This is a genomic window from Pseudomonas sp. LBUM1656, assembly GCF_059716065.1.
Genome location: NZ_CP166800.1, coordinates 2,600,349 through 2,613,706 on the forward strand (window position 1 = coordinate 2,600,349; position 13,358 = coordinate 2,613,706).

The following is a 13,358-nucleotide window of genomic DNA, read 5'->3' on the forward strand; positions in this document are numbered from 1 at the left end:
CGTAGGGCCCGGTGTGCGCGAAGTCGTCAGCGAAGGGTCGCTGTTCGGTCGCCATATCGAGCGCTGATTCGGGGTGGAGGCGTCACTCGCCGCCGGCATCGGCCGTGTGCTCGCCAGTTGCCAACGCGAGGTCCAATGCAATCGACTCCAACAGCTCCTCGGCGGACGAAAACTCGTGCTGTCGTCCAGTGACCAGGTTTTCGAGACGGCCCGCCAGGGCCCCCGGTGCGGCGTCGCTACGCAGCTTCACTACGTACGAGCGGCGGCTCGGGTATTTGGATTCAGGGTTCAGGATCATCGCAGACCAGGGGGCAAGAAAGTTCGACGACAGCGTAAGCCGCCCCCCTGGGTCAAGTCGTAAGCGAAAGGTCAGGCTTCGGTCGGGACAGCACCGTAAGTTAAGGCCTTGAACACCGCAGCCCCCTGTGGGAGCAAGCTCGCTCCCACAATTTTTCGCCCTTAACTCTTCACGTCGACTGTGCTGCGTGAATCAGCGAGCGCGCGCGTTTCGCCAGCTCGGTTCCGTCAGTTTCCGGCGACTGGTCAACCAGCGTGGCCAATGCCTGTAGGTCCTCGGCCCTAGCGTCAGGGTGCTCGCACAGTTCGACCAGCGCTTGCAGCTCCAGCCACGGTGCTTCCTGGGCGCGAGCCTCTTCAACCGCACGCCGCACCGCAGCGATGCCGGCGTCGGGCCGCCCCTGCGCTCGCGAAATTGCTGCCTCCAGCAGCAATAGCTGCGGCAGGTAGACGCGCTCGCCCAGTTCCTCGCCCACCCGAAATGCTTCCCGCAGCTCGACGTGCGCTGCGTTGCAATCACCTGCGAGCAGCAGCGCCTCGGTGGCGTAGCCGAGCACCTCGCTGGCACCGGAGCGCATTCCAAGCCCGGTGTGTTCTTCATAGGCCTCACTGATGCGACGGTAGCCCTCACGCGGCGTACCGTTACGCGCGTCGGCCCAGCCGTGCCACCAGCGGCAAGCCGTACGCCCGAGTGCTAGTGAATATTCATCGACCAGCGCCTGCATGTCGTCGGCCAACGCAGCCACACGCACGTGGTTTCCCAATCTCACTTCGATCAACACCTCCTGCCAGGCGGCGACCAGCCAGGTCATGGGCTGGCGCAACGTCTGCGCACGTACTCGTGCCTGCTGCAGGTGGACCCGGGCTTGCTCATGCAGGCCAGAGCGCACCAGTTCTATGGCCAGCATGCCGTGCAACATGACCTGAGGATCAGTCGCAAAGACCTCGTTCGCCCCGATGTCCAGCGGCTCGGCGATCGCGAGGGCGCGCTCTAACCAATGGCGGGTCGTTTGCGTGTGTCCCTGCATATGATGCACCTCGCCCTGGACGATGCACGCCGCCAGCATGAGCTCTTGATCATTTGCATCTGAGGAGAGGGCTTCGGCACGCTCCGCCACCTCGAGCGCCAACGCGTAGTCGCCGCGCAGACCCAGCAGATAGCCGAATCCGTGCAGCAGGCGACCACGCATGGGGTGTTCAGGTACATCCGCCAGTAGCGTGTATGCACGTTCGAAAGCGCTCCTGGCTTCGCTGCCGACACCGAACAGGTGGAATGCCGAAACCCCCTGCAGCGTAGACAGGGTCATTTCGAGGGCGTTGCGCTCCGTTCCTTCAGGTGCCTGCATGAGCAAGACCAAGGCGCGCTCAGTGAGGCCTATGCACAAGTCCGGGCTGAAGTGCAGTAGCGCGGCTTCTGCGGCCTCGGCGTAGTAACGCAGTGCGATCATCGGCAGGCGGGCGCGGTCGAAGTGCATCGCCAATTCCGAGGCAGCAACCGGCACGCCGGTCGTGCGCTCGCGTTCGAGTGCAGCGCCGACCTGGCGATGAAGATGAGTGCGCAATGAACGTGGTGTGCGTTCATACAGCACCTGGCGAAAGAGGGCATGCCGGAACGAGTAGGGTTGCTCTATCGTCTCGTCAACCTTGGTTACTCGGGGCTGTGTGAGCCAGACCTGCTCGCGCATCAGCTCCTCACACGCGCCGGCGACCGAAGAGAAGTCGTGTTCAAGGGCCAGCGAAATCGTCTCAACCCGGAATTCGACCCCGCACACTGCGGCTGCCGAAAGGAGGGTGCGTTGCTCCGGACCCAGCCTTGCGATGTAGTGATCAATGATGGCAGCAAGGTTTTCGGGAACCGCCAGATCCGCAAGCCGAGCCTCGATGGTGGCTTTGTCGTCCTTCGGGCCCATCACTTCACGGGTGATGGACGAAACAAACAAGGGCACACCATCGGTCCGCTCGTGCAGGGCGCGCACGAAGGCTTCATTGCGTGCCAGCGGGATTGAACGCAGCGCCACATAGTCGGCGACTTCGGTTTCCGAAAACGGGTCGAGCACCACTTCCTCGCACAAGCGCTGCAGGCGCAGTTCATGGCGCAACGAGTTGAGCGGATGCTCGAGTGCTACAACCTCGGCAAGGCGGAAGCTCGACAACCACATAAGCCGCGCGCGGCCACGTCGCCGCGCCACATAGTCGATAAGCTGAACCGTTGCCCGATCGCTCCAATGCAGGTCTTCGGTCACCAGCATTAGCGGGCGCTGCTCTGTGTAGCGGTCGAGTAATTCACCCATTTCCCTCAGCATGCGATCCGGGCCGACGCCAGCAAGCTCACGCCGCAATGCGTCTTTCTCCTGAGCGGTACTCAGCCACGGGAGTTGCAGCAGCCAGGTCGGTGCCACGGCGCGCATCAGCGCCGGCAGGGTGGGGTCGCTGCGGCACAGATCGGCTAACGCCTCCAGCACCGGCAGATACGGTTCGCCGGCGCCAAAGTGCTCAACGCAATGGCCGCGTGCGCAGGTGATATCGCCAAGGTTAGCGAGGAAATATTCGATCAGGGTCGTCTTGCCAATCCCCGGCTCTCCGGCGAGCCAGACCACTGCGCGCTGTCCGCCATTCGCCCGTTCCCAGGCGCGTTGCAGCCTGGAAACCTCGTCGGTGCGACCAATGAATGAGGGTGACGGAGGTGTGTCGGCCGCTACAACCGTAGCGGGTGCAGGCGGTATCGAAAGTGCGGAGGAGGGTGGGGCGATGAAGCGATAGCCGCGCCGCGACACCGTCTCGATGAAGCGAGGCTGCCTGGGGTCGTCGCCCAGCACTTTGCGCAGATCGCTGATGGCTGTTTTCAGGACCGAATCGCTGACGAACCGATGCCCCCACACGGCATCGAGCAACGCATCCTTGGTCACCAGCGACCCTGGCTGGCGTGCAAGCGCACATAACAACGTGAAGGGTGTCGGTGCCAACGCCACCGCTTGGCCGTGACGTGACAAACAGGCGTTGGTCTCGTCGAGCTCGAATTCGAAGAAGCAGAGCAAGACTGGATCTGGATGGAGCTGCGGACGTGCCACGGTTGATTCCTGAAGATTAAAACATGGTTTGCGTTGCGAATCTTCGCATGGGTTCGATACAGAAAACCGGTGTGCCCGACTTCCTGGTCCTTTCGACCAGCCTCGGCAGTCTTGAGGCATTACGCCAATGACAGCGCTGATCGGTTCTGAAGCCAAGCGTCGCCGGTCGGAAACTTGGCACACGCGCAAACTCGGTTCACGCCGCGCACTTCGGCTCCTCCCTTGGCCCATCGCGACTTGACCATGATCCCAAAAAAACAATGACAACAACATCAATATTGAAATATATCTCAATATTGAATACCTTCACCTTGCCTGACGATGAGACCTCGTGTCTCACGACTTCAATCACAACAAGGGCTCGAGATGAACAACAACAAGAAAGTTTGCGAATTGCCTCCCGCCGCCGTCGACGTGCTGGTTATCGGTTTTGGACCGGTAGGTGCGACAATTGCGGCGCTGCTCGGCCGCTATGGGGTCACGACCCTGGTACTGGACAAGGTCCATGACATCGTACTGATGCCTCGTGCCATTGCCCTGGACAACGAAGCGCTGCGCATCCTGCAACTCGCCGGTCTGTCGGAAGACGCTTTCGAGAAGATCGTAATCCCTGAAGTGAAGATGCACTCCCCGGTCCTCGGGCAATTCGGTCGAGCCAATACGCAGGGGTGTATCGACGGCCATCCCAAGCTTGTGACGTTCTATCAACCCGACCTCGAACGAGCGATGCGCGGCCAGGTGGCGCGGCTGAAGTCCGTAACCAGCCTGGGTGGCTTCGAGCTTGAAAGTCTTGTTGAGGAAGCGGATTGCGTGGTCGCCACTGTACGGGATGAAAATGGACAGTCGCATTCCATTCGCGCCCAGTACCTGATCGGTGCAGATGGTGCGAGCTCCAGGGTAAGAGCGCTGATTGGCCAGGAGTTCGATGGGCAGACCTACGCGGAGGATTGGCTGATTGTCGATGTCAAAAACCGGCATAAGTCAGCGATTGATCACATTGAGTTTATCTGTAACCCGCAGCGCCCAACGCCGCACATGCCGGCTCCTGGCGGCAGGGAGCGTTGGGAGTTCATGCTGCAACCCGGTGAATGCAGGGAAGCGCTGGAAAGCCCGGAAAGCATCGCCCGGCTTATCGCGCCATGGATCAACCCGCAGGAGCTGGAAATCGAGCGCAAAGCGGTGTATCGATTCCACGCACGCTGCTGCAACCGATTCAGCAAGGGGCGCGTCTTTCTCGCCGGCGACGCCGCGCACATCACCCCTCCATTTGTCGGGCAGGGCCTGGTAGCGGGGCTGCGAGATGGCGCCAACCTTGCCTGGAAACTGGCTTGGGTTCTTCGCGGCCATGCCGGCTCTGCAATACTTGATACCTATGACGTAGAGCGCCGCCCGCATGCCCAGGCGATGATTAATCTGGCGAAACTCATGGGTCGCCTGGTGATGCCCAAGAACAAGATTGCAGCGTTCTTCATCCACGGCCTGATGCGCACGCTGGCGTTGACTCCCGCGACCAGGGGGTACTTCGAGCAGTTGGACATCAAGCCGAAGAACACCTTCAAGCATGGCCTGTTCGTGCGGCATCGGCGGGGCGACAAACTGGTGCGTGGCAGCCTGTTTCCCCAAGCCTGGATTCGCACCCTGCAAAAGCAGATCAAGCTGAGCGACGATGCGCTGGGAGACAACCTGACCCTGGTTGGATTCGGTGTAGACCCGTTATCACTGCTGACCCCTGATCAGATCATTGCCTGGGAAAAAATGGGAGGCCGCTTTTTAGAGGTCAGAGCACGCGGCCAGCGCTCCGGCGGCAGCTGTGACTTCATCGAAGACATGAACCATGACATCCTGCCACTGGCTCCCAAAGGAACGCTGGTCGCGGTTCGTCCCGACCGGATCATCATGCATCACGCCTCAGGCACAGAGGCGGGCAGTCTGCTTCAAGATTGCAGGAGCCTGCTGGGTAGCGAAGACGCCACTGCTGACAGCGTTTCCATTACCATCAATGAGTCCACTAGATTGCGAGCTTGATCATGCCTTCCCCCATTCTTCCTTTAGAAGCTGCTGCGCCAGAACCTCTCACGAGAGGCCACAAGAAACGTGAACGCACCCGTCGCGGCCTGATGGACGCGGCATTGCGCCTTATCGCACGTAAGGAAGTGGGGGAGATCGCACTGCTTGAGGTGGCTGCGGAAGCCGCGGTATCCAACGGCACCATCTACAACTATTTTCGCACTCGCGACGAAGTGCTGGAGGCGGTGGGCATTGCCATGGCCGCCGAGTTCTCCGATGCCATTTCCGCCACGAGCAGGGACGTGCACTGTGGCGCACAGCGGCTTTCGATCGGTGTGCGCATGTTTGTGTGTCGGGCCGCGGCCGACCACCAATGGGCGAATGCGCTGCTGCGCATTATCCATTTCGATCAGGCCATGCGCTCGCGTCTGGCTGGACATGTACTGGGCGATCTGCGTGAAGGACTGCGTGCAGGCACGTTTGCTTACGTGGACGAAGGGGTCGCCCTGGACATCGTCTTGTCGTGCACAACCGGAGCAATGCGCTCGGTTGTCGAAGGGCGTGCGGGCGCGCAGCACGATGTGCGGGTCGCGGAAATGACCCTCCAGGCACTGGGCGTAACACCCGCCAAAGCCCGGAAAATTGCTGGTAAGCCTCTACCCGTCTGATCTGATGAGATTCAGCAAACCGAAGGGATCACCTATCAGAGATACGGTGCAGCTGAGCGCGCGTGTTCATTTTTTTCAGGGTAAAACCTGCCGGCGGCCTGGTCGTATCCATCCGGTTCCATTGGCATATAACGGTTTTCTTTGAGTTGGACGTGCTGCAGCGCCAAAACGTTGTTGACGTCAACTGAACACGCGTGTTCAATAGGGGTCACAAGGTAATCCTGGAGAGCACCGTGGAATCCCTGAATCCAACACAGCGCCGTATTCATCAAGCCGCCTTTCGGCTGTTCGCTGAAAGAGGCACCTCACAAGTGAACATTCTCGACCTCGCACAAGAGGCCGGCGTGGCGCGTGGAACCGTCTATAGCAACATCGACAGCATGGAAAGCCTGTTCGAAGCCGTCGCTGGCCAACTGGCGAGGGAGATGCATGAGCGCGTCAACAAGAGCTTCGATTCCCTCACCGATCCGGCGCAGCGCCTGGCCAATGGCATTCGATTCTTCATCCGTCGAGCGCACGAGGACTCCCAGTGGGGGGCATTCATCCACAAGTTCGCCATGAGCAATGCGTCGTTGCGCGAAATGTTCAGCAGCCAGGCGACCACGGACCTTCTGAGCGGGCTTTCCACCGGGCGCTATACGTTTGAGCAGGCGCAGTTGCTCTCAGTGCTGACGATGATATCGAGCAGCGTACTGGGCTCGATTTTCCTGGTGCTGGAAGGCCACCGGACGTGGCGCGAATCGGGTTCTGACACCGCCGAGCTGGTGCTGCGCGCATTGGGTGTGCCGCCGGATGAGGCGCGTGCGATGGCGACTACAGAGTTGCCGGCGCTTCCGTCTCTGGGCTGAGCCCCTAACTGATTCAACCAGAAAACACCCCTGTTTTTTCAGGGGGTCGGGACTGCTTTGCCTTGAAAAAACCGGAAAACAAGAACAATGAATGACATAAACCAGTTGCACCGGTTGGCGACACCGCAACCCTCCCGGCATCCGCAACCGACCGTGAAGGCCCAGGATCTGACTCACCTGATCTTTCAACGGCCGGACTTGAATGAGGCGGCGCGGTTCCTGACCGACTTCGGCCTGACAGTCAGTCGGCAGGACGCCGACACGCTCTATTTGCGGGCCACCGACGCCACTTCATATTGTTACCGTGTCCATCGCGCAGAACAGGCACGCTTTATCGGCTTTGGGCTTGCAGTGCCGTCGCTGGAGGATCTGGAAAAGCTCGCGCTCATTCCAGGAGCGTCATCGGTAGAAAAGTCGGAGCATCCTGGGAAAGGGTTTTCCGTCCGGCTGACCGATCCTTCCGGTTTCATTGTGGAAGCCGTCTGCGACCAGACCCCAGGCAAGCTTCTGGCACATAGAGCTCCTTTGAACTGGAATCTGGCGCACGAGCAGTCGCGAATCAACGCCACGCAGCGGCCACCGATTGCTCCCCCTGAAGTTCTCAGACTCGGTCACATCGTCATTGAAGTGGCCGACTACCAGGCGACCTGCGCCTGGTATACGGAGCATTTCGGGTTTATTCCCAGCGATGTGCAGGTGCTTCCCGACGGTACGCCTATCGTCACTTTCATGCGCCTAGATCTCGGTGACAGTCCTGCGGATCACCATACGCTCGCGATTGCGCAAGGGTTCATGGCCACCTACAGCCATAGCGCCTATGAAGTCGTCGATGCAGACGCGGTGGGCATGGGCCAGCGCGTTCTGCGCGAGCGCGGTTGGCAACACTCATGGGGTATCGGCCGGCACATTCTGGGCAGTCAGATCTTCGATTACTGGCAAGACCCATGGGGCGACAAGCACGAGCATTACTGCGACGGGGATCTTTTCACGGCCACTCGGCCGACGGGCATTCATCCGGTAAGCCCTGAGGCCATGGCCCAGTGGGGGCAGCGCATGCCCAAGAGTTTTACCAAACCCAAGATCAGCCTGGCCAATCTGCGTGCGCTGATCCGCAACCTGCGACGCAGCCCCGATTTGACCCTTCGCAAGTTGATGACCCTCATGCGGATGTTCGGGTAGAGCTGCCGCCATGTCGAATAACTCAACCCGGTTTCGCCGGCGGGACGTGCTTAAAGCCGGCGCTTTGATTGCTGGCGGTGCGTGGGTCTACACCGTTGCCGGCCCCGTTTCAGAACAACACCACAGTTCCCGCGCCGCCGAGCTCGGGACAAACGCCGCTCCAGGAGTACCTTCAATGTCTGCTGTACACGTCGTCCGCTTTGAATTTGAGAACGGTATCCACTGGGGCGTGCTTCGCCAGGGCCGTATCACCGTTGTCCCCGGTGTTTTTGAAACCACCGGTGATTTCATTCGCCAGAACAGTATCGATGACCTCGTTCAATTGAAAGGTACTGAACTTGCCCAGGGCGACGTGAAGCTGCTGTCGCCGGTGACCCGTAACCAGCAGTTCGTCTGCCAGGGCGCCAATTACCGTCAGCACATGATCGAGTCAGGCATGGACCCGGACGCGAAGAAATTCAACATGATCTTCACCAAGGCGACCAGTTGCCTGGTGGCGGCTGACAGCGACCTGATCAAGCCGCGCACGGTGCGCTTCCTCGACTACGAAATTGAACTGGGGCTGGTGATGAAACGCGCGATCACCGGCGCTGTGGCTGTCACCGACGCCAATCTGCATGAGTTCATTGCCGGTGTCGTCATTGTCAACGACTACTCGGCGCGAGACGTGCAGATTCCGCAGATGCAGTTCTACAAGGGCAAGAGCTTCCGCACTTTTGGCCCGGTCGGTCCGTACCTCTGTCTGCTGGACGCCAAGGACATGCACTACCTCAAGGCATTGCAACTGCGCCTGACCGTCAACGACCAGGTGCGACAGAACGACAGCACGGCCAACCTGGTTTACGGCCCCGCTGAAACCCTTACCGAACTCTCGTCCGTGCAAGATCTCGATATCGGCGACCTGATTGCAACCGGTACGCCTGCAGGCTGCGCTCTGACGATTCCTTCGCCTGCCAAACAGCGCATTGCTGCCCTGATGCCAGAAGCTACCAAGTGGAAACTTTTCCTCAAGGCGCAAGAGGGCCGGACGCAGTATCTCAAGGCCGGTGACGTGGTCGAGGCGCGCATTCGCAGCGCCGATGGCGTGGTCGACCTCGGCGTGCAACGCAACCGCGTCGTGGAGGAAGCCTGATGGTGGTGCAGACCCTGAGCGACATCGAACGTCTCGAACGAGTCCCCTTGTCGGAGCTCGGCCTGGCTTCCAGCACATATGAAGCGCTGCGCCAGACGGCCGAGAGCAACCCGCAGGCACCGGCGCTGAGCTTCTTCGCTGATGCTGCGGATTTTAAACACACCTTTGAGTGGGATTACTCCCGGCTCTTCGCGGAGATCACCCGCGCGGCCAATGCCTTCCATGACCTGGGCATAACATCGGGTGAGGTGCTGGCCTTCATCCTGCCCAATCTGCCGGAAACCCATTTCACGATTTGGGGCGGGGAGGCGGCCGGCATCGTCATGGCGATCAATCCGCTGCTCGAGGCCACGCAGATCGCGAGCTTGCTCAATGCCGCGAAGGCCTCCGTGGTGGTGACGCTCGCGCCGACGCCGGGCAGCGATCTGTGGCCCAAACTGGCATCGCAGCTGCATCAGCTACCCACGGTCAGGCAGGTGGTCTGGGTCAGCATGGAACCCTATGCCCCCGAGCCGGTGCGTGGTGCCCTGAAAGCCGCGGCACTGATGGAGCGAGGCCAGCACCGCGATATCGAGATTCACGATTGGCAATCGCTGATGAACACTCAGCCGCACACCCATCTGAAGAGCGGTCGGCAAATCCGCCCGGATGAGTGCTCCTCCTATATCTGTACGGGCGGCACCACCGGGCTGCCCAAGATCGCCGCGCGTACCCACGGCTCGGAAGTCTTCAATGCATGGGCCGTGGCCGCTCACTTGCAGCCACGCAGTGGTGGACAGGTGATCTTTTGTGGCCTGCCGCTGTTTCATGTCAATGGACAAATGGTGACCGGGTTGATGCCGTGGACTCAAGGCGACCATGTGATCCTCGGAACGCCTCACGGGTACCGTGGCGAGGGGGTGATCCCACGTTTCTGGGAGATGGTCGAGCACTTCGGCATCAACCTCTTTTCCGGCGTGCCGACTGTCTATGCCGCACTGCTGCAAAACGAATGGCAGGGCCGCGACCTCTCCAGTCTTCGCTTTGCAATGTGTGGCGCCGCGCCCATGCCGGCCGAGCTTTTCCGCGAGTTCGAGCGCCGGACCGGGGTAAAGATCCTGGAGGGTTACGGCCTGACTGAGGGCGCCTGCGTTTCCTCAATCAATCCGCCCCATGGCGAGCGCTGTATCGGCTCCATCGGGATACGGATCGCCTACCAGAAGATGCGCGCGGTGTTGGTCGACGATGCGGGAGCGTACCTGCGCGACGCCGACGTGGATGAGATCGGCCTCATCACGATCAGTGGTCCGAACCTCTTCGAAGGCTATCTGGAGGAGCGTCATAACCACGGCCTCTGGATCGATATCGAAGGTCAGCGCTGGCTGAATACGGGCGACTTGGGGCGTCAGGATACGCAGGGTTACTTCTGGCTGACCGGTCGCAAGAAGGAGTTGATCATCCGCGGCGGTCATAACATCGATCCCAAGCAAATCGAAGAGGCTCTGCAGGCGCATCCCGCCGTCGCCCTGGCCGCTGCGATCGGCAGCCCCGATGCCTACTCGGGCGAAGTGCCGGTAGCCTACGTTCAGCTGCGCCCCGGGCAAGAGTGCAACGCCGAAGAACTTGAGGCATTCGCGCATCTGCACATCAGCGAGCGGGCAGCCGTTCCCAAGCGCATTGAAATCCTTGAAGCGTTGCCACTGACTGCCGTCGGCAAGCTATTCAAACCCGCCTTGCAGCGCCGCGAGATTGCCAGAGTCGTCCGGCAGGAAGCAGGGCGCCTGGGGCTTTTGGACATTGCTGTCGAGGTCGTGCAGGACAATCGCCGTGGGCATGTCGCCTGCATCCGGGCCGGAACTGGCCAGGGACTACTGGCTCCGCTTCTGGGGCGCTACAGCTTTCAAATCGAGTGGCTTGGTTGAGTCCCTGACTCGAGTCCGGCCATCAAGCCCTGGCGCGGTTTAACCAGGGCCTTTTACACAACGTCGATCAACGCCAACCGGCACTGAAAAGTGCACAGGACGGCGAAGCCTTGCCTGCGTGAAATCAATAAAAACAATAAACCAGAGGTGGAAAATGAAACTCAAAAGCCGTGTGAACCCGTGTCTCTTTACTCTGCGAAAGTGCGTTGTCTGGATCAAGTTCGCCAGTGCCATGGCACTGCTTGGCGCCTCTGCCGTTGCAAGCGCCAATGGCATTGCCCTTAACGAACAAAGTGCAAGCAGTGCGGGAACGGCGTATGCGGGCAGGTCGTCTTCGGCGCTGGATGCCAGCACTATTTATGGAAACCCTGCCGGTCTGACCAAGTTGAAACGCAGCGAGATTTCCGGCGGGGCCGCGCTCGTGTCGGTGAGTGACAACATCAGTGATGCGCAAAGCAATGCAGCAGGCACCAACAAAGGGGATTCGGTCCCTTTGGGTGTCGTGCCCTTTGCCTATATGTCGACGCCCCTTGATGACCGTTTTTCGATGGGGCTGGGCCTCTATGCCCCGAGTGGCCTGATCAACGATTACGAGGGCTCTTTTCAAGGGCGCTACCATGGTTCCTACAGCACCACCAAGGAGATAACCCTTCAGCCCACCCTTGCCTGGCGGATCAATGATTACGTGTCCATTGGTGGCGGGCCGACCCTGAACCGTTTCAATGCAAAGCTTCAGAACTACCTGGCCACCGGTGCCTTGAACAACGGTCAGGACACTCTGGTCACCATCAAAGGCGATGACACGGCGATTGGCTACAACGTCGGCCTGTTGGTCGATTTCAGTGAGGCAACGAGCTGGGGGATTACCTATCACTCGAAGGTGGACTATCACCTCAAGGGGCATACCGATGTTTCCGGTTCTCCGAGCGCTATCCCGCTGGACGGAAGTTACGACGCCAAGCTGGATCTGACCATGCCCGAATCAGTAGATACGTCCATCACCCATCGATTCAACAGTCGCTGGACCGGTTACCTGGGGACTACCTGGACACGTTGGAGCCGGATCCAGCAGGTCGAGGCCATCAACAGCGGTCTTTCCCCCCTGGGCCAGGCTGCAGGCCTGGGCCGTGTCACTGAAGAAATGAACTGGCGCGACACGTGGTCCACCGCGGTGGGCGCATCCTATCAATTGAACCAGCAATGGCTGCTGCGCGCAGGCTACGCTTATGATCCGTCGCCGATCAGAAATGCCGATCGCAGCGTGCGCATTCCGGTCGGTAATCGCCAGGCCGTGACCCTGGGCGGCGCTTACTCGCCGAACCCCGATCTGACGATTGACTTTGCTTATGGTTATCTCTGGGATTCCAAAGTCTCGGTAAAGCAGTCGAACGACTCCGGTCTGCAACCGGAATACAGCGCCAACTATGAAAACAGTGCGAATGGTATTTCAGTGCAGGCAACTTATCGGTATTGAACCGCTGACAGGAGTCGGTATTGCAGTTGGCAATCAGTCTGAACGCATCACTCGTCCTGACGGCGGGTGTAATGCAACAGTCGATCGGTTTCGGTCTTGACCACCAGGTAGCACTCGCAGCTCAGTCGTTCGAGGCGCGCTCGATCCAGTACGGTGATCTGGCCTCGGCTGTACTCGATGACGCCTTGGCGCTGCAGTTTGCCGGCTGCTTCGGTGACGCCTTCGCGGCGCACACCCAGCATGTTGGAGATCAGCTCCTGGGTCATGTTCAGGCGATTGCCGTGCAGGCGATCCAGGGACAGCAGCAGCCATCGACACAATTGCTGATCGATCGAATGATGGCGGTTGCACAGGGCGGTTTGTGACATCTGTGTGATCAGCGCCTGGGTGTAACGCAGCATCAACAGGAGCAGGTCGCCATGACGGTTGAACTCTTTCTTGAGTTTTTGCCCGGGTAGACGAAATGCGGTTCCGGCACTTTGCACCACCGCCCGGCTGGACGTGCTTTCGCCGCCCATGAACAACGCAATACCGATCAGACCCTCGTTTCCGACCACGGCAATCTCTGCTGAAGAGCCGTTTTCCGTGACATGCAACAGGGACACGATGGCGTCCGTCGGAAAGTAAACGTGCCGCAAGGTGTCTCCCGGTTCATAGAGCACATCGCCCAGCGCCAGGCTGACCTGCTCCAGGTGCGGAACAAGGCGCTGGAGGTCGTCGGCCGGCAGCGCTGCAAGGAGATGATTGTCGGTTGGCTTGGGAGAAGCAGGCATGTCAGGGCATC

The 13,358-nt window shown here is 60.0% G+C and carries 11 protein-coding genes; 7 read left to right on the top strand and 4 right to left on the bottom strand.

From position 1 onward, the window contains the following. Positions 1–82: 82 nt before the first annotated feature. Both ACA072_RS11845 and ACA072_RS11850 read right to left on the bottom strand, forming a co-directional pair. Positions 83–298, bottom strand: a complete 216-nt coding sequence (locus ACA072_RS11845; RefSeq protein WP_497624458.1) for a hypothetical protein — start codon at positions 296–298, stop codon at positions 83–85. A gap of 169 nt (positions 299–467) precedes the next feature. Next, complete coding sequence (locus ACA072_RS11850; RefSeq protein ID WP_497624459.1) at positions 468–3,365, bottom strand: AAA family ATPase; 2,898 nt, start codon at positions 3,363–3,365, stop codon at positions 468–470. A 366-nt stretch (positions 3,366–3,731) separates the two neighbouring features. Between ACA072_RS11850 and mhpA the strand changes: the two genes are divergently transcribed. Beyond that, positions 3,732–5,390: a bifunctional 3-(3-hydroxy-phenyl)propionate/3-hydroxycinnamic acid hydroxylase MhpA gene (mhpA, locus tag ACA072_RS11855; RefSeq protein ID WP_497624460.1), complete on the top strand. Its 1,659-nt coding sequence runs from the start codon at positions 3,732–3,734 to the stop codon at positions 5,388–5,390. 2 nt (positions 5,391–5,392) lie between these two features. Beyond that, complete coding sequence (locus ACA072_RS11860) at positions 5,393–6,040, top strand: TetR/AcrR family transcriptional regulator (RefSeq protein ID WP_497624461.1); 648 nt, start codon at positions 5,393–5,395, stop codon at positions 6,038–6,040. A gap of 35 nt (positions 6,041–6,075) precedes the next feature. Here the strand turns inward: ACA072_RS11860 and ACA072_RS11865 are convergent, their stop codons facing one another. Then, a complete protein-coding gene (locus ACA072_RS11865) occupies positions 6,076–6,252 on the bottom strand; it encodes a hypothetical protein (protein ID WP_497624462.1) in 177 nt (58 codons plus the stop codon). Positions 6,253–6,273: 21 nt separating this feature from the next. On the opposite strand from ACA072_RS11865, the gene ACA072_RS11870 reads away from it, so the two are divergent. The 5 genes from ACA072_RS11870 (at position 6,274) to ACA072_RS11890 (ending at position 12,574) form a co-directional block, all read left to right on the top strand. Beyond that, positions 6,274–6,888, top strand: coding sequence for a TetR/AcrR family transcriptional regulator (locus ACA072_RS11870; protein ID WP_497624463.1), 615 nt, complete (start codon positions 6,274–6,276; stop codon positions 6,886–6,888). A gap of 87 nt (positions 6,889–6,975) precedes the next feature. Continuing rightward, positions 6,976–8,067, top strand: a complete 1,092-nt coding sequence (locus ACA072_RS11875; RefSeq protein ID WP_497624464.1) for a VOC family protein — start codon at positions 6,976–6,978, stop codon at positions 8,065–8,067. Between the two features lie 175 nt (positions 8,068–8,242). Further along, the gene (locus ACA072_RS11880) at positions 8,243–9,199 is read left to right on the top strand and encodes a fumarylacetoacetate hydrolase family protein (RefSeq protein ID WP_497624465.1); all 957 of its coding nucleotides are present in this window, start codon (positions 8,243–8,245) and stop codon (positions 9,197–9,199) included. After that, positions 9,199–11,100: an acyl-CoA synthetase gene (locus tag ACA072_RS11885; RefSeq protein ID WP_497624466.1), complete on the top strand. Its 1,902-nt coding sequence runs from the start codon at positions 9,199–9,201 to the stop codon at positions 11,098–11,100. The genes ACA072_RS11880 and ACA072_RS11885 overlap by 1 nt, the downstream gene beginning before the upstream one ends. A 154-nt stretch (positions 11,101–11,254) precedes the next feature. Then, complete coding sequence (locus tag ACA072_RS11890) at positions 11,255–12,574, top strand: outer membrane protein transport protein (RefSeq protein WP_497624467.1); 1,320 nt, start codon at positions 11,255–11,257, stop codon at positions 12,572–12,574. A gap of 47 nt (positions 12,575–12,621) precedes the next feature. Here the strand turns inward: ACA072_RS11890 and ACA072_RS11895 are convergent, their stop codons facing one another. Beyond that, the gene (locus ACA072_RS11895; protein WP_497624468.1) at positions 12,622–13,347 is read right to left on the bottom strand and encodes a Crp/Fnr family transcriptional regulator; all 726 of its coding nucleotides are present in this window, start codon (positions 13,345–13,347) and stop codon (positions 12,622–12,624) included. Positions 13,348–13,358 lie beyond the last annotated feature (11 nt).

Bases quoted from the DNA above. Each gene is read 5' to 3' on its own strand.
- ACA072_RS11890 (WP_497624467.1), top strand. From the start codon at position 11,255: ATGAAACTCAAAAGCCGTGTGAACCCGTGTCTCTTTACTCTGCGAAAG.
- mhpA (WP_497624460.1), top strand. From the start codon at position 3,732: ATGAACAACAACAAGAAAGTTTGCGAATTGCCTCCCGCCGCCGTCGAC.
- ACA072_RS11845 (WP_497624458.1), bottom strand. From the start codon at position 298: ATGATCCTGAACCCTGAATCCAAATACCCGAGCCGCCGCTCGTACGTA.
- ACA072_RS11880 (WP_497624465.1), top strand. From the start codon at position 8,243: ATGTCTGCTGTACACGTCGTCCGCTTTGAATTTGAGAACGGTATCCAC.
- ACA072_RS11895 (WP_497624468.1), bottom strand. From the start codon at position 13,347: ATGCCTGCTTCTCCCAAGCCAACCGACAATCATCTCCTTGCAGCGCTG.
- ACA072_RS11885 (WP_497624466.1), top strand. From the start codon at position 9,199: ATGGTGGTGCAGACCCTGAGCGACATCGAACGTCTCGAACGAGTCCCC.
- ACA072_RS11875 (WP_497624464.1), top strand. From the start codon at position 6,976: ATGAATGACATAAACCAGTTGCACCGGTTGGCGACACCGCAACCCTCC.
- ACA072_RS11860 (WP_497624461.1), top strand. From the start codon at position 5,393: ATGCCTTCCCCCATTCTTCCTTTAGAAGCTGCTGCGCCAGAACCTCTC.